Raw genomic sequence first — 17637 nt, 5'->3', positions numbered from 1 at the left:
CATCGCCAGCGTCACCGGACAACCACACCATCGACGCGCGATTCACATGCAAGGAACCACGATGACATCTCCGATCTGGCATCCCTATGCCCATCTCAACACCCAGGCGCCATCACCCAAGGTAGTCGGTGGCGAGGGGCCCCGATTCACCCTGGAAAGCGACGAGTCGCTGCTCGACGCCACTTGTTCCTGGTGGTGCATGATCCACGGCTATCGCCACCCAAGGCTGGTGCGTGCCATCCAGCGGCAGGCCGAGGAACTTTGCCATGTGATGCTCGGCGGACTGACCCACGAGCCCGCAGACCGCCTGGCCCGCGAGCTGGTGCGCGTCACGCCTGAAGGATTGAACCATGTATTCTTCTCCGACAGCGGCTCGGTCGGCATGGAAGTGGCGATGAAGATGGCGGTGCAGTATCACTATCTGCGCGGCAAACCGGCCAAGCATCGCATGCTGTCCCTGATGAAGGCCTACCACGGCGATACCGCCGGATGCATGGCGGTCTGCGACCCCGAAGAAGGCATGCATTCGCTGTTCGCCGGTTTTTTGCCGCAGCATCGCTTCGCCCCGGCGCCCACTGCCCCTTTCGATGCCGAAGAAGATGCCGTACAGGCCGATCTCGACGCCCTGCGCGAAGTACTCGAAGCTCACCACCACGAGATCGCTGCCCTGCTCATCGAACCGCTATTGCAGGCAGCCGGCGGCCTCAACATGACCTCGCCCCATTACCTGCGTGGCGCCCGAAAACTGTGCGATGAGTTCGACGTGCTGCTGGTGTTCGACGAGGTAGCCACCGGCTTCGGCCGCACGGGACGCATGTTCGCCGCCGACCACGCCGCTGTGACGCCGGACATCATGGTGCTCTCCAAGGGCCTCACCGGCGGCTACCTGGGCCACGCCGCGACGCTGGCCACCGACCGCGTGCATGACGCCTTCATCGGCGATAGCGAGCTGCACGCCTTCATGCACGGCCCCACCTTCATGGGCAACCCGCTGGCCTGCCGGGTGGCGCTGGAAAGCCTGGCAGTGTTCGAGGAGGACGACTACCTGGACCGCATCCAAGCGCTGAACGGCGTGCTGCGCGAGGAACTGCTCGACGACGAGGCGCTACGCGTGCATCCGGACGTGGTCGACGTGCGCGTGCTGGGTGCCACTGCGGTGATCGAGGTCCACGATGCCAAGGCACTCAAGGGCGTGGCCGACTTCGCCCGGGCCCGGGGCGTGTGGCTGCGCCCCTTCGGTCGCTGGCTGTACACCATGCCCGCCTACATCACGTCGAGTAACGACTTGCGCCATATTACCGGTGTCATGAAGCATTGGTTCAGCACACGTCACACCCCTCGATCTGGCAGGGATGTCGCGACTCATCCATGAAGACGCGGATTACGTCTTGGCCCGCCGGCAATGTTAATCTATCGGGCTCATGTGCCCTTTCATTCACCGGCACCGCGAATTCCGCGAGGAGTCATCCGTGCAGCCATTGCCGCCTCCCTACCCGAATACCGCCGAGGGACACCCACGGCGGGTCGGCGTGGAAATCGAATTCGCCGGCCTCATGCCCGATACCGCCGCGCAGCTGGTCGCCGACTGCTTCGGCGGCGACATCGTGCGGCAAAGCCCCCATCGCATGCGTGTCGAAGGCACACCCTGGGGCAAGTTCACCATCGAGCTGGACAGCAAATACGTCCATCCCGATGCGGCGGTCATGAAGGCCAATGGGATGGCGCCCGGCCAGGCAGCTTCGGCGGGACGCGAATGGCGCGTGGAGTTCCATCAGCGTTCGCGCGAGTGGCTCGGCGAAATGGTCGCCGGCCTGGTGCCCACGGAAATCGTCTCGCCGCCGATTCCATGGTCGGAACTCGGCGAGTTCGACCGGCTCTTCGAGGCCTTGCGCCGGCATGGCGCGGAAGGCACCGGTGCCAGCGTCTTCTATGGCTTCGGGTTGCATCTCAATCCCGAAGTCCCGGCGACCGATACGCCGAGCGTCCTCGCGCATCTGCAGGCCTATATCATCCTCGCCGCCTGGCTGCGCGATCAGATTCAGGTCGACATCACGCGCGAGATACTGCCGCATACCAACCCCTTCCCCAAGGCCTATGCCTTGAAGGTGCTCGATCCCGATTACGCGCCGACGCAGGCGCAGTTGATCAGCGATTACCTGCGCGACAATCCCACGCGCAACCGTGAACTCGACATGTGCCCCTTGTTCGCTTACCTCGCGCCCGAGGCCGCGCATCCCTTGCTTCAGGAAAGCCTGGTCAAGCCGCGTCCTACCTTTCACTTTCGCCTGCCCAACGCCCAGCTCAACACGCTCGACTGGGGCAGCGTCACCGAATGGAACCGTTGGGTAACGGTCGAACGCCTGGCCGCCGATCCACACAGCCTACGCACGCAGATGCAGGCCTATCGCGCCCATCATGCGCAATCGACGATGGGCCAATGGCGGGACAAACTGAAACGCTGGGTCGAGAAATGAGCTCACGACCACTAATCGGCATCACCACCTCGGACCACAAGAGCTTTCTGGCGTGGGCATGCGACCGGCTCGCCGTGTGGCGTGCCGGCGGCCAGCCGGTGCGACTATCACCCTCGCGCGAGATCCCCGAAGGGCTCGCGGGATTGATGATCGGCGGTGGCGACGACATCGGCGCCCAGCTCTATGATGGCGGGGAGGTACGCCTCGATGTGCGTGTCGACCCCGCCCGGGATCAATTAGAACTCTCGCTGCTCGAGCGCTTTCTGCCCCAACAGTTGCCCGTGCTGGGCATCTGCCGAGGCGCGCAGATCATCAACGTGCACTGTGGCGGCACCCTGATCGGCGATATTTATACCACCTACGACCATGTGCGCCGCCAGCGCACCGTACTGCCTCGCAAGCAGGTCGACATCGCCACCGGGAGCCGCTTGCATGCACTGCTCGGCGTCTCGCGCTGCCGCGTCAATAGCCTTCATCACCAGGCAGTGGATCGACTCGGCGATACCCTTCACGTCGTGGCGCGCGACCGCGATGGCCTGATTCAGGCCATCGAGGCACCCGAGTGCCCCTATCTGGTCGGCGTACAGTGGCATCCCGAATTCCTCGTCTTCAATCGCCCCCAGCAGCGTCTGATTCGTGGCCTCGTCGACGCCGCGCGCACGCGTTGATCTCTGCACGCGCTGCACCCTCTTATACGACGACGCCCCGCATGATGACGGGGCGTCGTGGTCTGCATGTGGCTTTCATGTAGGACGTTTCAGCAGCTCATGAGGCCATGACCGCCAGCCGCCGACCACTTGGAGCACGCATCAGATAGAGCCCAATGACGATGCCCAACCCACCCAACGCGGCAACGTAGACCGCCGGGAACATGGGATGCACGGTCATCAACACCGACACCACGATGGGCGTGAAACCGCCGAAGATCGCATAAGCGACATTGTACGAGAACGACAGCCCCGTGAAACGCACCATGGCCGGGAACGATTTGACGGCAATCGTCGGTACCACGCCGACGATCCCCACAGCGAAGCCGCACAAGATGTAAAGGGGCGTTAGCCACTCAGGGTGCGTGCCAACGGTGGTCATCATCGCCCAGTAGCTGATCGCCAATAGCAAACCCCAGAGCATGATGGTCGGGCCGCTGCCGAAGCGGTCCGCGCTCCAGCCCGAGGCCAGGCACCCGACCACCACACCGAGGATGGCATAGACATTGGCCAGCGAGGCATCCAGCGCGTAGCGGCTCTCGAGCAGGCTCGGCGTCATCAGGATCACCACCACGATGGCGGCGGTCAGAATCCAGGTGACGGCCATCGACAGCACCACACTCGGCAAGTGGTTGCGCAAGATACTCTTGACCGGTAGCTCCTCGGCCAGCGCCTTCTTTTCCTGCATCTCGGCAAACACCGGCGTCTCGTGCAACCAGCGACGCAGGTACACGGCCAACAGCCCGAACACCCCGCCGATCAGAAACGGAATCCGCCAGGCATACGCGGCCAGCTCAGCATCGCTGTAGGTGGTCTTGATGAACGCCGACATCAGCGAACCGATGAGAATCCCCGACACCAGGCCAGCAGACAGCGTGCCGCAGGCGAAGCCCACGTGGCGGCGCTTGACGTGCTCGGTGACGAACACCCAGGCACCGGGCACTTCACCGCCCACCGCAGCCCCCTGCAGGATACGCAGCGCTACCAGCAGCAGGGGCGCCGCATAGCCCAGGGTGTCGTAGGTCGGCATCAAACCGATCAACAGCGTCGGCACCGACATCAGGAAGATCGACAGGGTAAACATCTTCTTGCGCCCCAGCAGATCACCGAAGTGCGCCATGATGATGCCACCCAGCGGGCGTGCCAGATAGCCGGCGGCGAAGATCCCGAAGGTCTGGACCTGGCGTAGCCATTCAGGCATTTCGGGGGGAAAGAACAACTGCCCCACCACCGTCGCGAAATACACGAAGATGATGAAGTCGTAAAACTCCAGTGCGCCGCCCAGGGCGGATAGCGACAGCACCTTGACGTCGCGGCGATTCAGCGGGCGCGACGAAGCCGCGTCGGTCTCTTTTGAAGTAGCCATGATGAATGAGGTCTTCCGTCGAATGATCGTTGATCGTGTTATATGAACATCAGTCCAGCGTCGCGATACCCAAGTAGGGAGGGAGGTACCGACCGACGAGCGTATAGGAGGCTAACAGATTCGCGGGAAGACTGCATCGGCGACGTTGTCAAGTATCAACGACACCAAGGGAGAGCACTTACTATAAGAAGACCGTCGCAAATATAAAAGGGCCGGCGCAAGGCCGGCCCTCGGGGAAGCGGAAGTGATACCGCTATCAGCTTTCGAGCGTTGCATCCAGCGTGATCTCGGCATTCAGCACGCGCGAGATCGGGCAACCTTCCTTGGCCTTGTTGGCCGATTCCTCGAAGCCTGACTGATCGATGCCCGGCACCTTGGCGCGGGTGACGAGGTGTACCTTGGTGATCTTGAAGCCGCTGTCATCCTGATCCAGCGTCACGGTCGCTTCGGTACGCACATCGTCGGGATCGTGGCCAGCTTCTCCCAGAATCATCGACAGCGCCATCGAATAGCAACTGGCGTGGGATGCCGCGATCAATTCCTCGGGATTGGTCCCCGGCTCGCCTTCGAAGCGCGTATTGAAACCGTAGGGGTTGTCCTTGAGCGCACCGCTCTGAGTGGAGACCGTCCCCTTGCCGCGCTTGAGACTGCCTTGCCAATGGGCGGAACCGGTTTTCTCGATACTCATTCGTGCCTCCTTTCGTGAGTGGGCGTTATGCCCTTACAACATAGTCCATGTGGGTGATGTCGTGGACTTCAAGGGGCAAAGGATCAATCGTTCGCCCGCACGCGACGACACGCCGCCCACTGCTCGGCCAGGGCAGCGCTCCCCATGTCACGCAAGGTCGTGACGTTACGCTCGGGAATGGCTTCGGGATCGGCATATCCCGCCACGGCGGCCTCGACACTGGCTTCGCGCAGGAGATGCCACATCGGCCAGGGCGAGCGATTGGTGTAATTGGCGGGATCGTTGGCCGCGACGCTCTCAAAAACATAGTCGGGGTGAAAGCTCGCCAGTTGGTAGATCCCCGCATAGCCCTCCGCCTCGAGCAAGGCCTCGGCGACGACTAGCAGATCCAGATAATCGTCGAAGTCGGCCAACCCTTCCGGCAGGATCATCAGCGTCGTCTCGATCGACGGCTCGGCGTCCAGCCGCCGGCATTCCTCAATCAAGGTATGCAGCAGGCGTTCGGGATCGGCATCGCCCGCCACAACATAGCGCAAGCTGTCACGGCGCACCTCGCGACCGGCGAAGGGGCAAACGTCATGCGCCACGACGAAGCTCGCTACCCAGGCGCGGGTCATGGCGATGACATCGGCATCCAAGGGACGCTCGGACATATGAATCGATCCTAAAACGAGAAAGGACTGACAGTATAACGGACTTGTCGTGCTCTCCGTGTCGGCGCACCCTGAATGCATCCGCATTCATCCATACTATTACCTCATGCCAATGCCAGGGAGGCAGCGATATGGTCAAACTCCTTTCCCCCGACACGCCTAGCGTCACCCTCGCCGCCACCGCCCGGGAACCCGCCGTCACGCTGCCCGCCATCGGCCAGGGTAGCTGGCACATGGGCGAGAACCGCGCTCCGCGCCGTGATGAAGTCCACGCCCTGCAATACGGTCTCGACCTGGGCATGACGCTGATCGACACCGCCGAGATGTACGCCGACGGCGGCGCTGAGAAAATCGTCGGCGAGGCCCTGCGCGGGCGTCGCGACGAGGCCTTCGTGGTCTCCAAGGTCTACCCGTGGAATGCTGGCCGCCAGGACGCCGTCGCCGCCTGCGAGCGCAGCCTGAAACGCCTGGGCAGCGATTATCTGGACCTGTATCTACTGCACTGGCCCGGCAACGTCCCCCTGGAAGAAACGCTGAAAGCATTCGAGCATCTACAAGCCCAGGGCAAGATTCGCCGCTACGGCGTCTCCAACTTCGACATCGACGACATGCACGCCCTGCATAGCTTGCCCGGTGGCAATGCCAGCGCCGTCAACCAGGTGCTCTATCATCTCGGCTCGCGCGGAATCGAACACAGCCTGCTGCCCTGGCAGCGCCAACACGTCCTGCCGACCATGGCCTACTGTCCGCTAGCCCAGGGCGGTCAGGAACTCGACCACCCCGAGGTCCGCGCCATCGCCGATACATTCGGCGTCACCCCCGCCCAGGTGCTGCTGGCATGGACGATCCGCCCTGCTCCCGATGGCCAACGCGACGTCATCGCCATCTCCAAGGCCGTGCAGCCCGCTCACGTCGAAGCCAACGCCGCCGCCCTGGCACTCAGGCTGGACGACGCCAGCCTCGCGCGCCTGGACGCCGCCTTTCCCGCGCCGACGCGCAAACCGCCGCTGGATATCGTCTAGGCACTGTCTGAAAAGTCGACGAGCGAAGGTCAGACAAGGCAAAAATCAGCGAAAAAGCGGACTGGGCTCGCACGCGAGTTTACGGGTTGTAAATGAGCATTTTGATCGGACTCGCGCCCGAGCTGATTTTTAACGCAGTATGGCCGAGCGCAGACAGTTTTCAGACAATGCCTAGGTGCATCGACCATTCGAGGAGAATCAGTCATCGGGCGGCATGCCGCTGAGCCAGGCGGCGTCGCGTTCACTGTAGCCGTACTCGTCTCGCAAGCCTCTATAAATGGCCTGACGCTCTTCGAGCGGCTTGTGCTGACTCGCTTTGCGTTTGCCTTCCAGACGTTCGACGACGATCTCGACGCCGACGATGGCCCGGCACATCGCCGCAATATAATCGTCGGGCGCATCGCTCACCCGCCAAGGCCTTTCCCGCTTACCTTCGAAGCGTTCAGTAAGTGCTGTCACCGTCTCGACTAACCAGTGCGGAGCGTCGATCAGGCGCAATCTGCCATGCACATGCACAATCTGATAATTCCAGGTCGGTACCACCTTGCCGTGCTCGCGCTTGGCCGGATACCAGCTCGGCGTGACATAGGCCTGAGGGCCATGGAAGATGGCCAACGCCTCGAACGTCTCACCCCGACCTTCACGAACGAAGCTTTCAAGACAGGACACCAGTGGATTGGCACGCGCTATATGGCCACGCAAGATATCCGGCGATTGCGCATCCGCCGCCGGTGTCAGCAACAGCGGCAAGTGATCGGCGCTTAGCGCACCGGACGAGTCCCGAGTCACCAGCGTGGCGAAGGGAGCGGATGCGATGGCGCGACGACATTCGGCACGATCATCGAGGCGAAACTGAGACGGCTGATACATGGTTCGACCTTCAAGACAGAGGAATCGTGGCAGTCATCGACGATAACGACTGGTGTTGGCGACCCGCCGCATCGAAGTTCTCGGGCGCCAGCCAGCGGCGGTGGCACTCGCGAATCGCCGGCCACTCAGTGTCTAGTACCGAGAACCAGGCCGTGTCGCGGTTACGCCCGGCGACGACCCGATGCTGGCGAAAGACACCCTCGAAGCGAAAACCGAGGCGCTCGGCGGCGCGGCGCGAAGGCGCGTTCAGGGCATCGCACTTCCATTCGAGGCGGCGATATCCCATGTCGAAGGCGTGAGCCATCATCAGCATCAATGCCTCGCTGGACATCGGCGTGCGTGCCATGCGGGGCGAGAAGCTGAGATGACCGATCTCGATTCGCCCATCTGCCGGCACGATATTGAGATACGTCGCCATGCCTGCCGCTTGCCCATCAGCGGGATCGACCACGGCATAGCAGAGCGGATCCCACCCCGCGCTCATGCGCGACAACCAGGCCTGGCAGCCGGCCTCGTCATCGAACGGACGACCACCGAGATAGGTCCAGCGGGCACGCGCCTCAGGATCGTTGGCGAATTCCGGAGCTGGCATCCGCCACGCCTGCCACAGCGACGCCGCGTGATACGCCGCATCCAATGGCTCCACCCGGCAGAAGCGCCCCACCAGAAGCGCGGCATCGGGCGCCGATGGTGCTTGCCAGCGGTCGAGGTTCGGGCCGACCGGCTGTCCGTAAGCGTTATAGGCTTGGCCCATGGGGGTTTTCCTCACACCGTTAGCAAGTAAGTATCGAAGTCCTCGTCGCGCCGCCAGCCGAGTGCTCGGTAACGCGCCTTGGCAGTCTCGTTGTCGACCTGGGTGCGCAGCATCAGTTGCGGAACACCGTGAGAGCGCGCCAACTCGCGTGCCGCTTCCAGCAAGGCGCTCCCAGCTCCCTGTCGGCGTGCGCCGGGCAAGACGAACAAATCGTTGAGTATCCAGCGCGACGCCAGGCTGGTCGTCGAAGGCACCGGAAAGAGTTGCGCGAAACCAACGGCACGGCCGTCCTCACCGACCGCCAGCAATACATACGCATCGCCCTTTGCGAAGCGCTCGCGCATGAAGCGCCGGGCGCCGTCGGGGTCGCTGGGCTGGCGATAGAACTGGCGATAGCCGTCGACCAGGGGTACCAGGTCATCGAGATGATCGCCGCGGGCAGGGCAAATCGTGATCATGGCAAGACTCGCTTTCGTATATGACGAAGCACTAGTCTGTCGCCATAATGGTCCCCCAATAAGAACCAATATTGCCAATATGCGAGGAACCAGTGACCGATCCGAACGCCCACCGGCTCTGGATTCAGGAAGCGTTGAATCTTCAACTCGCCGAGCCGGACGACCGCACGCTGAGCCAGCGTCTTTATGATGCCCTCCGCAGTGGCATCCAGCAGGGTCAATTGCCCCATGGGAGCGCCCTGCCCTCGTCCCGACAACTGGCATCCAGCTTAGGCATAGGGCGCAACACCGTACTGGGCGCGACCGACCGTCTCATCGCCGAGGGTTTTCTGGTATCGCGCCCCGGGGCCGGGGTTTTCGTTGCCGATTGGCAGTGGGGAACACAGCAAGATCTCAAGATACCATCTCTAACCAATGTGGCGCTCTCGCAACGCGGCGAACGCCTCCTCGAATTCACGGCGCCCTCGAGCGAGCGTCATACCGCCTTCGAGCCCGGTGTACCGGCGCTGGATCGTTTTCCCCGCGAGCGCTGGCAACGCTTGCTTAGACGCCACCAGCAGCGCGCTCCTGTGGAGTGGTTCGATTACCAGAATGCAGGTGGCGTCAACGCGCTACGCGAGGCGCTGTGCGATTATCTGCGCCTCTCGCGCTCGGTGCGCTGCCACCCGGAACAGATCCTGATCACCCAGGGTGCGCAGCAGGGCTTCGAGCTGGTCGCACGACTGCTCGCCGACGTCGGGGATAGCGTCTGGATGGAGGAGCCCGGCTATGGCGGCGCGCAGGCCTGCTTCGCTTCGGCAGGGCTGACATTACAGCCGGTGCCAGTAGACAGTGACGGCTTGAACGTCGCGTCATTGCCCGCCGAGACGCCACCACCCAAGCTGATCTACGTGACGCCATCGCACCAGTACCCCAGTGGCACGACCCTGCCACTGTCGCGCCGCACAGCACTGCTGGCGCTCGCCCAGCGGCATGGTGCCTGGATCATCGAAGACGACTACGACAGCGAATTCCGCTATACCAGCGCGCCAATCGCCTCGCTTCAGGGGCTGATGGATAACGCCCCGGTGATCTATGTCGGCACCTTCAGCAAGGTCCTCTATCCGGGGCTTCGGCTGGGCTATCTGGTGCTGCCTCCGTCGCTGGTGGCGAACTTCCAACGCATCAACGCCCGCCTGCACCGAGAAGGGCAATATGTCGCTCAGGCAGCGCTGGCCGACTTCATCGGCGAAGGCCATTTCTCGCGACATGTAGCGCGCATGCGCAAGTGCTACCGACACCGTCAGGCCACGCTTCGTCAGGCGCTGGCGCCCGCGGTTTCCCATGGACTCGAACTCTCATCCGGTCACGCAGGGATGCATCTGGTCGCGTATCTGCAAAGCCATGCACTGGAGCGCGAACTCGTCCACCGGGGCAAGCAGGCAGGCCTGCGGCTATCGCCGCTTTCCAGCTTTTACCTGCAAGCGCCCAGTCGGCCGGGGCTGGTGCTCGGCTATGCCGGCGCAACCGAGGCCGAGATCGAACGCGCCAGCCGGTGGCTCAGCGAAACGTGGCTGGCGTTGGCATGAAGCATATGCAGATAATCGTCGAAGTCCGCTAGCCCTTGCCTGTCGGCCCATCCGGGGCACCGACGTGGCGAAGCCTTCAACCCTTGGCACCACACCGCCGCAAACCTCAATCCACATGAAATTTTCATCGATTTCTTCGGGAACGCCGACCGCCCAGGCGCTATTCTTGATGAGAAGAGTACTGCCTTCCGTGATGTCTCCCCAATAGATAAACAGGAGCACGATCATGAGTACACAATGGCGGGTCAAGGGCACTTACTTCGAGGCCTGCACCTGCAAGGGGGCATGTCCTTGCCTGTTCGGTGCAGATCCCACGGAAGGCAGTTGTAATGCCCTGGTGGCATGGCACATCGATCAAGGCAACATGGACGGCCTCCCCCTCGATGGACTGAATCTGGCCATGGCTCTGCACAGCCCGGAAAACATGACCGCCGGCGACTGGAGAGTGATGGTCTATATCGACGCCAGCGCCAGCCAGCAACAGCACGATGCCTTGGCGCAGATATTCGGCGGAGCCGTCGGAGGACACCCGGCCACCTTGGCCGAATTTATCGGCGAAATCCTGGGAGTCGAATCGGTGCCGATGCGCTATGACATCAAGGGTCGACACCACCAACTCGAGGTCGGCGAAATCGCCAACGCCTCGCTGAACGCCATCGCAGGACAGAATGGCGAGGAAGTCGCCATCAGCGGCCATCCTCTCGCAGTGGCACCAGGCAACACCGGCACGGTGGCGCAATCGGAGTACGTTTCGCACTCCGGCCACGGCCTGGACTGGAGCTTCAGCGGGCGTACCGCCTTCTATTCTCCGTTCCAGTACCAGGCGGCGTAATGTCGCCGGGAGGCGCTCGAGATGCAAGTCATCTCCCTGCAGACGCTCCGTCACGGTCGCGCCCTGCTCCTGGCATGCTTGGCCCTGGCGATCGCCTTCAGCTGGTGGCACCTGATCCACATGACCGGGAGAATGCCGGCCATGGATATCGCCATGATCTTCCACCCCTGGGCCACCTTCGCCATGTGGATGGTGATGATGATCGGGATGATGCTGCCCGGTGCAGCACCGGGCATTTTGATGTTTGCCGCATCTCGGCCACGAGAAAGCAAGGGCGAGACGCTGCCCTACCTGTTTACGCTAGGTTATCTGCTCGCCTGGGCAGGCTATTCGGCTCTGGCAACGACCGCGCAGTGGGGGCTTCATACACAGGGACTGTTGACGCCCTCCCAGGCCCTGAGCGGCAACCTGCTCGCCGGATTGTTGCTGATGACCGCAGGCGTCTTCCAGTGGACGCCATGGAAGCAAGCCTGCCTACGGCGCTGCCGTAGTCCACTCGGCATGCTCGCCGAAGGCTTACCCACCAAACGGCACCGCGCCCTAACCGCTGGCCTGCGGCTCGGTCTCTACTGTGCGGGCTCCTGCTGGGCACTGATGGCATTGATGTTCGTCGGTGGAATAATGAGCCTGGCCTGGATGGCCCTGCTCACCCTGATCATCCTCTTGGAAAAGGTCATCGCCCCCTGGAAACGCCTGTCCGACATGCTCGGCCTGGTCCTGATGGCCTACGGCAGCTGGCTACTGATCATGTAAGCAGAGTATGAGGCGGGGGCCAGGCGAATTCCGCTTACGGGTAATCCAGACAGTTATAACAAAGAACCATTGGGCTCGACGAAGCGGCGGCCCCGCCGCGACGCCAGCCGATCCGCCAGCCGTGTCGGCTCGGGCAACTTGGTCTTGCCCAGGCAAGCGTTCGTCCACTCCAGCGCTGTGGCCAAGTCCAGCCGGTGTCCCGGTGAGACGATCACCGGCTTGACGTTCTCACGCGAGCGCAACATCGCGCCGATGACCACGCGTCCCTCGGCATCGGTTTCGACGTCAGCGGGATCCTCGGCGCGGCGACGGTCGGTGAGCGGCGTCCATTCACCGCGCGTGGCCGGCACATCGCCGTGACGACCGCAAAGCACCTTCTTCGCCACGCCGAGCGTCGGCAGATCGAGCCATAGGCCCAGGTGCGAAGCCACGCCGAGACGCCGTGGATGCGCGATGCCCTGGCCATCGACCATTACCAGATCGGGGCGCGACGCCAGCCGCGCAAAAGCGGCCAGGGCGGCGGGAATCTCGCGAAACGACAACAGCCCCGGGATATACGGCATGCGTGTCGGCTCACGATGCACCACCGACTCCTGCAGCGTCAGCGACGGCCATTCGAGCATCACAACCGCCGCCCGCGTCGTCTCGCCGCCGTCTTCGAAGCCGATATCCACGCCCGCGATGCAGGTCACCGTATCCGGCTTGCCCTGCCTGACCACGCGCGGCGCCAGACGACGCTGCAATACCACAGCCTCCTCCGGCGTCAGCGTCCACTCATGCAACGCTTGTTGATTCGTCATATGGCCTCCTTGGCATTCCTTCTTCCTTGTTACCGGCCCCATTGGGCCGTCCTCCCGCAACCGGTAGACTGGCACTCCAGTAAAGGAGATCTGCGTGAAACTCATCCACACAGCGGACTGGCATCTCGGCCAGACTTTCCATGGCCAGGAGCGTCATGCCGAGCAACGCGCGTTTCTCGACTGGCTGTTGGCGGCCCTCGAAACGCGCCACCCGGACGCCTTGCTCATCGCAGGCGATATCTTCGATGTCGTCAATCCCTCGCTGCGCGCCCAGGAGATGCTCTACGACTTCATCGTCGCGGCGCATCAACGTTTGCCGCAACTGAATATCGTCATGATCGCCGGCAACCACGACAGCGGCAACCGTATCGAGTTGCCCGCGCCACTGATGCAGCGCCTCAACACCCACGCCCTGGGCCGTGTGAGCTGGCTCGACGATGGACGACTCGACGCCGAGCGCCTGCTGGTACCGCTGCCCGATGCCGACGACGAGGTTCGCGCCTGGTGCCTGGCGCTGCCCTTCCTGCGGCCCGCCGAGGTCACCGGCAATACCGCGCTGAGTGGCAACGAGACCAACGACGCCTCGCCCAATACCAATAGCTATGTCGCGGGCATCACGCGCGTTCACCAGCAGCTCATCGACGCGGCGCGCGAACGGCGCGTCCCCGGCCAGGCGCTGATCGCCATGAGCCACGCCCATCTGCACGGCGCCGCCGTCTCCGAGGCCAGCGAGCGGCCCATCGTCATCGGCGGCGAGGAATCGATCCCGGCCACGCTATTCCCCGCCGACATCGCCTATGTCGCGCTAGGCCACCTGCATCGCGCTCAGCAGGTCGGCGAGGCGCGCATCCGTTACAGCGGTAGTCCGTTGCCGCTGGACTTCAGCGAGGTGGCCTATCCCCATCAGGTCGTCGAAGTCACGCTCGACGGCGACGCCTTGCGCGATGTCGAGAGCTTGGCAGTCCCGCGTCCGGTGGCCATGCACCGCCTCGGCCCGGCACCACTCGACGACGTGCTCGCCGAGCTGGACGCCCTGGCGGATACGCCCGAGCTATCGACAGACCAGGGACGGAATCTCCCTAGAGAACGCTGGCCCTGGCTCGAGGTACGCGTCGAACTCGACGCCCCGATGCCCGATCTGCGCGCCCGGGTGGATGCAGCGCTCGACGGCAAGACACTGCGTCTGCTGCGCCTGGAGCGTCGCTTGCCGCGAGTCGCCGCCGAGGACGCGCCCGCCCGCATCGACCTGGCGGCGCTCGGCCCGCGCAAGCTGTTCGAGCGCACCTGGCAAGCGCGCTGGGGCGAGCCCCCCGCCGACGACGTGCTCGCCGACTTCGACCGGCTACATCAGGACGTACTCGACGACGAGGAGACACCGACATGAAGATCCTCGCCCTGCGCCTGGCCAACCTGGCCTCGATCCCCGGCCCGCTGGAACTCGACTTCACCGCCGCGCCGCTCGCCGAAGCCGGCCTGTTCGCCATCACCGGCCCCACCGGCGCCGGCAAGAGCACCTTGCTCGACGCCTTGTGCCTGGCGCTCTACGGCAGCACGCCCCGGTTGCGCCAGGCCCCCGGCCAGAACGCCCCGCTGCCTGACGTGGGAGACGCCACGCTCAATACCGCCGACCCGCGAACTCTACTTCGCCGAGGCACCGCCAGCGGCCATGCCGAGGTCGACTTCCTGGGTCGCGACGGCCGCCGCTATCGCGCTCGCTGGGCCGTGCGTCGTGCCCGCGAGAAGGCCGACGGCAAATTGCAGAAGATCGAGCAGTCGCTCACCGATCTGGACGACGACCGCCTGCTGACCACGCAGAAACGCGAGTTCGACCGCCTGCTGCCCGAGCGCCTGGGCCTCAGCTTCGAACAATTCACCCGCGCCGTGCTGCTGGCCCAGAGCGAGTTCGCCGCCTTTCTCAAGGCCGATGACAACGAGCGCAGCGACCTGCTCGAGCGCCTCACCGGCACCGCCGAGTACTCCGAGATCTCGGTCGCCGCCTATCGCCGCGCCAGTCAGGCCAAGAAAGCCGTCGATACGCTGAACGCCAAGCTCGCCGACGACCTGCCCGCCGAGGCCGAGGCTCGCGCTGCGCTCGAAAAGACCGCCGAGACCGCCCAAGCCGAACTCGATACCGTGCAGCGCCATGCCAAGCGCCTGGAGACACAGGCACAGTGGCACGCCACGGACGCCAAACTGCGTGACGCTCATACCCAGGGGCAGCGCGAGCACCGCGTTGCCGAGGCGCATTGGCAGACACTGGCCCCGGCCCGCGCCGACCGTGACTGGCAACGCCTGATCGCACCTCAACGTCACCGTCTGACACGCCAGGCCGAACTGCCCGGCGAGATCACACGTCTCGAGACGACTCATGCAGACACGCGTGAGGCCCTGGCGCAGGCCGAGACCACACAGCAGCAAGCTAGACAGACACATGCCACGGCCGAACAGGCCCTTCAAGACGCCGACGCGGCACGCCGCAAAGCCGAGCCTCAACTGCACCAGGCCCGCGAGCAGGCACAGCAACTGGCGACCCGCGAGCATCAGTTGGCCGATCTCGACAAAACGCACGCCGCGCATCGCCGCGACGCGCAAGCACTGACCACGCGCCACCAGGAGGTCCACGAGACGCAGCAACGCCAACGCCGGCAGCGCGATGACTGGCAGGCCACCCTGCACCAGTTGATGGGCGAACATGGCCGTGTGGAAGACGCCCGTCAGGCCGTTCAGCGCGCGCATGATCACGCCGCCCAGCGTCACCTGGCACTCGGCGAGCTGCAAAGTCGCTGGCAAAGCGCCCGGCGTGCCGACCACACCCAGCGCACACTCAATGAGCGCCTGACGCAGGACGCCAAGCAACTCGAGGCGTTGATCACCCAAGGCCAGGCCGCGCGCCAGCGCCTCGATGAGCATGAGCGCCACTATCGCAGCGTGCTGGAATTCGTCGAACGCGGCCGTGCGGTGCGCAGCGAGAGTGTCACGCAGCTGCGCGAGGCCCTCGAGGAAGGCCAGCCCTGCCCGGTGTGCGGCGGTCTCGAGCACCCCTGGCGCCACCAGCCGCCACAGACGCCCGAAGCCGCCCAGCTTGCCGCCCAGCAAGCGGAAGAAGACCGCCAGTTGATGGACGCCCAGCAGCAGCGCGACCACGCCCAGCAACAGCGCGACGAACTGCTGGGCCAGTACCGCGCGCTTGACGCCTCGCTCACGCAGCAACGCCAGGACGCTGCGGATGCCGACAAGCGCCGCCAGGAGGCGTACCAGGTACTCGACGAGCATCCGCTATACGCCGAGCTGTCTACCCTCGATCACGACCGACGCGACGCCTGGCTGACCGAGCAACGCCAGACAAGCGACGCCCAGCGCGCGCAACACGCAGAGACGCTTCAAGCCCTTGCCCGCGCCGAGGCCGAGCTGGCACCGCTCGACGAGGCATTGCGCCAGAGCGAGCTGACACTGGCGCAACTCGACGCTCAGCGCATCAGCCTCGACAAGGAACTTGAAGAACTCGATGCGCGCCTGCCTCCGCTACGCCGGGAGCGCGACGATATTGCCGCCCGGCTCAAGGCCCTGCTTGGCGAGCATGCCTCGCCGGATGCCTGGCAGCAGTACCTCGATACGCGCCAGGCCAGCGCGCGCCAAGCACGGGATACGGCGCTTGCCCAATGCCATGATAGTGAGCGGGAAGCCCAGCGGCTCGCCCAGCAGTCGCACTATGAGGCCGAGCAACTCGCCCGGCTCAAGCAGGAAATCGACACCCTCAACCGTGAGCTGGAGGCCTGGCGCCAAGCGCATCCCGAGCTGGACGACGCCACCCTGCAGCGGCTACTCGCCGAAAGCGACGACGACGCCGAATCTCGGGAACGGGAATTAACTCAGGCCGAACAGGCTCGCCAGCAGACCGCCGCCGCCCTCGCCGAACGCCGCCAGGCCCTGATCACGCATCGCCGCGACCAGGCCTTGACCGAGCACGACGCCAACGCAGACGCCCTCTTGAGCGAGGCGGTCGACGCCCGGATCGACCAGCGACGAGAGGCGCTGGACACCGAGCGTGATGCCCTGGCGCCCCGTCACGATGCCGCCCAGACACACCGTGATGACGCCCTGCACGCCCTGCGCGACGATGACCGCAAGCGTCAGCGCCAGCGCGAGGGGCAAGCCGAGCTCGATGCCGCGCGCACCGAGTACCGACGCTGGGGTCGCATCAACGAGCTGATCGGCTCCGCCGACGGCAAGGTCTTTCGGCGCATCGCGCAGGCCTACAACCTTGAGCAACTGCTGGAACACGCCAACGCGCATCTGACGGGACTGAGTCGCCGTTACACGCTGATTCGCGGCGGCAGCGAGCTGGGCCTGCTGGTGGAGGACCGCGACATGGGCGACGAACGCCGCTCGGTGCATTCGCTCTCCGGCGGCGAAACCTTTCTCGTCTCGCTGGCGCTGGCGCTGGGGCTCGCTTCAATGGCCTCCGGCGAACTCGTCATCGAATCGCTGTTCATCGACGAAGGCTTCGGCAGCCTCGACCCGCAATCCCTGGCGCTCGCCATGGACGCCCTGGACGGCCTACAAGCGCTGGGCCGCCGCGTCGGCGTGATCTCGCATGTACAGGAAATGCACGAACGCATCCCGGTGCAGATCCAGATCGAACCGTTGGGTAATGGGACGAGTCAGGCAAGGTTGGTGAGTACCTAGTGAATA

At 64.1% G+C, this 17637-nt stretch carries 16 protein-coding genes; 9 read left to right on the top strand and 7 right to left on the bottom strand.

Annotated elements, in window-relative coordinates; translation table 11 throughout:
• Positions 1 to 61 precede the first annotated feature (61 nt).
• The 3 genes from bioA (at position 62) to L1071_RS03395 (ending at position 3142) form a co-directional block, all read left to right on the top strand.
• Positions 62 to 1372 (top strand): adenosylmethionine--8-amino-7-oxononanoate transaminase, encoded by a 1311-nt coding sequence (gene bioA / locus L1071_RS03405; protein WP_246968740.1) that lies wholly within the window; start codon positions 62 to 64, stop codon positions 1370 to 1372.
• Between the two features lie 97 nt (positions 1373 to 1469).
• A complete protein-coding gene (locus L1071_RS03400) occupies positions 1470 to 2474 on the top strand; it encodes an amidoligase family protein (RefSeq protein ID WP_246968738.1) in 1005 nt (334 codons plus the stop codon).
• On the top strand, positions 2438 to 3142 hold the full coding sequence (locus L1071_RS03395) for a gamma-glutamyl-gamma-aminobutyrate hydrolase family protein (RefSeq protein WP_246968736.1): 705 nt from the start codon (positions 2438 to 2440) through the stop codon (positions 3140 to 3142). The genes L1071_RS03400 and L1071_RS03395 overlap by 37 nt, the downstream gene beginning before the upstream one ends.
• A gap of 97 nt (positions 3143 to 3239) precedes the next feature.
• On the opposite strand, the gene L1071_RS03390 is transcribed toward L1071_RS03395, so the two are convergent.
• The 3 genes from L1071_RS03390 to L1071_RS03380 all read right to left on the bottom strand — a co-directional run bounded on the left by L1071_RS03390 (position 3240) and on the right by L1071_RS03380 (position 5888).
• Positions 3240 to 4547 (bottom strand): MFS transporter, encoded by a 1308-nt coding sequence (locus L1071_RS03390; RefSeq protein ID WP_246968734.1) that lies wholly within the window; start codon positions 4545 to 4547, stop codon positions 3240 to 3242.
• Positions 4548 to 4803: 256 nt separating this feature from the next.
• On the bottom strand, positions 4804 to 5235 hold the full coding sequence (locus tag L1071_RS03385) for an OsmC family protein (protein ID WP_246896889.1): 432 nt from the start codon (positions 5233 to 5235) through the stop codon (positions 4804 to 4806).
• Between the two features lie 83 nt (positions 5236 to 5318).
• Positions 5319 to 5888, bottom strand: a complete 570-nt coding sequence (locus tag L1071_RS03380; protein WP_246968732.1) for a DUF1415 domain-containing protein — start codon at positions 5886 to 5888, stop codon at positions 5319 to 5321.
• A 131-nt stretch (positions 5889 to 6019) separates the two neighbouring features.
• On the opposite strand from L1071_RS03380, the gene L1071_RS03375 reads away from it, so the two are divergent.
• Positions 6020 to 6910: an aldo/keto reductase gene (locus L1071_RS03375; protein WP_281504419.1), complete on the top strand. Its 891-nt coding sequence runs from the start codon at positions 6020 to 6022 to the stop codon at positions 6908 to 6910.
• Positions 6911 to 7108: 198 nt separating this feature from the next.
• Here L1071_RS03375 and L1071_RS03370 read toward each other — a convergent pair whose 3' ends face one another.
• The 3 genes from L1071_RS03370 to L1071_RS03360 are packed head-to-tail and all read right to left on the bottom strand — an operon-like array spanning position 7109 to position 8992.
• On the bottom strand, positions 7109 to 7780 hold the full coding sequence (locus tag L1071_RS03370; protein WP_246968730.1) for an FMN-binding negative transcriptional regulator: 672 nt from the start codon (positions 7778 to 7780) through the stop codon (positions 7109 to 7111).
• 10 nt (positions 7781 to 7790) lie between these two features.
• On the bottom strand, positions 7791 to 8534 hold the full coding sequence (locus L1071_RS03365; RefSeq protein ID WP_246968726.1) for a GNAT family N-acetyltransferase: 744 nt from the start codon (positions 8532 to 8534) through the stop codon (positions 7791 to 7793).
• 11 nt (positions 8535 to 8545) lie between these two features.
• Positions 8546 to 8992, bottom strand: coding sequence for a GNAT family N-acetyltransferase (locus L1071_RS03360; RefSeq protein ID WP_246968723.1), 447 nt, complete (start codon positions 8990 to 8992; stop codon positions 8546 to 8548).
• A gap of 92 nt (positions 8993 to 9084) precedes the next feature.
• Between L1071_RS03360 and pdxR the strand changes: the two genes are divergently transcribed.
• The 3 genes from pdxR (at position 9085) to L1071_RS03345 (ending at position 12145) form a co-directional block, all read left to right on the top strand.
• Positions 9085 to 10560, top strand: a complete 1476-nt coding sequence (pdxR, locus tag L1071_RS03355; RefSeq protein WP_246968720.1) for a MocR-like pyridoxine biosynthesis transcription factor PdxR — start codon at positions 9085 to 9087, stop codon at positions 10558 to 10560.
• Positions 10561 to 10786: 226 nt separating this feature from the next.
• Positions 10787 to 11392 carry a DUF1326 domain-containing protein gene (locus tag L1071_RS03350; protein ID WP_246968717.1) on the top strand — a complete coding sequence of 202 codons (606 nt, stop codon included), beginning with the start codon at positions 10787 to 10789 and terminating at the stop codon, positions 11390 to 11392.
• Between the two features lie 21 nt (positions 11393 to 11413).
• Positions 11414 to 12145: a DUF2182 domain-containing protein gene (locus L1071_RS03345; protein WP_246968714.1), complete on the top strand. Its 732-nt coding sequence runs from the start codon at positions 11414 to 11416 to the stop codon at positions 12143 to 12145.
• Positions 12146 to 12198: 53 nt separating this feature from the next.
• On the opposite strand, the gene nfi is transcribed toward L1071_RS03345, so the two are convergent.
• Positions 12199 to 12945, bottom strand: coding sequence for a deoxyribonuclease V (gene nfi, locus L1071_RS03340; protein ID WP_246968711.1), 747 nt, complete (start codon positions 12943 to 12945; stop codon positions 12199 to 12201).
• A gap of 94 nt (positions 12946 to 13039) precedes the next feature.
• Between nfi and L1071_RS03335 the strand changes: the two genes are divergently transcribed.
• Positions 13040 to 14329, top strand: coding sequence for an exonuclease SbcCD subunit D C-terminal domain-containing protein (locus L1071_RS03335; protein WP_246968709.1), 1290 nt, complete (start codon positions 13040 to 13042; stop codon positions 14327 to 14329).
• Positions 14326 to 17631 (top strand): AAA family ATPase, encoded by a 3306-nt coding sequence (locus tag L1071_RS03330; protein ID WP_246968705.1) that lies wholly within the window; start codon positions 14326 to 14328, stop codon positions 17629 to 17631. Before L1071_RS03335 ends, L1071_RS03330 begins: the two co-directional genes overlap by 4 nt.
• Positions 17632 to 17637 lie beyond the last annotated feature (6 nt).

Source organism: Chromohalobacter sarecensis, from assembly GCF_023061135.1.
In the GTDB taxonomy this organism is placed as follows: domain Bacteria; phylum Pseudomonadota; class Gammaproteobacteria; order Pseudomonadales; family Halomonadaceae; genus Chromohalobacter; species Chromohalobacter sarecensis.
This window is presented reverse-complemented; position numbering and strand designations above follow the sequence as displayed.

Excerpts from the sequence above, each read along its gene's own strand:
- bioA (WP_246968740.1), top strand. The coding sequence starts at position 62 with ATGACATCTCCGATCTGGCATCCCTATGCCCATCTCAACACCCAGGCG.
- L1071_RS03395 (WP_246968736.1), top strand. The coding sequence starts at position 2,438 with ATGGCGGGACAAACTGAAACGCTGGGTCGAGAAATGAGCTCACGACCA.
- L1071_RS03390 (WP_246968734.1), bottom strand. The coding sequence starts at position 4,547 with ATGGCTACTTCAAAAGAGACCGACGCGGCTTCGTCGCGCCCGCTGAAT.
- L1071_RS03385 (WP_246896889.1), bottom strand. The coding sequence starts at position 5,235 with ATGAGTATCGAGAAAACCGGTTCCGCCCATTGGCAAGGCAGTCTCAAG.
- L1071_RS03380 (WP_246968732.1), bottom strand. The coding sequence starts at position 5,888 with ATGTCCGAGCGTCCCTTGGATGCCGATGTCATCGCCATGACCCGCGCC.
- L1071_RS03375 (WP_281504419.1), top strand. The coding sequence starts at position 6,020 with ATGGTCAAACTCCTTTCCCCCGACACGCCTAGCGTCACCCTCGCCGCC.
- L1071_RS03370 (WP_246968730.1), bottom strand. The coding sequence starts at position 7,780 with ATGTATCAGCCGTCTCAGTTTCGCCTCGATGATCGTGCCGAATGTCGT.
- L1071_RS03365 (WP_246968726.1), bottom strand. The coding sequence starts at position 8,534 with ATGGGCCAAGCCTATAACGCTTACGGACAGCCGGTCGGCCCGAACCTC.
- L1071_RS03360 (WP_246968723.1), bottom strand. The coding sequence starts at position 8,992 with ATGATCACGATTTGCCCTGCCCGCGGCGATCATCTCGATGACCTGGTA.
- L1071_RS03350 (WP_246968717.1), top strand. The coding sequence starts at position 10,787 with ATGAGTACACAATGGCGGGTCAAGGGCACTTACTTCGAGGCCTGCACC.
- L1071_RS03345 (WP_246968714.1), top strand. The coding sequence starts at position 11,414 with ATGCAAGTCATCTCCCTGCAGACGCTCCGTCACGGTCGCGCCCTGCTC.
- nfi (WP_246968711.1), bottom strand. The coding sequence starts at position 12,945 with ATGACGAATCAACAAGCGTTGCATGAGTGGACGCTGACGCCGGAGGAG.
- L1071_RS03330 (WP_246968705.1), top strand. The coding sequence starts at position 14,326 with ATGAAGATCCTCGCCCTGCGCCTGGCCAACCTGGCCTCGATCCCCGGC.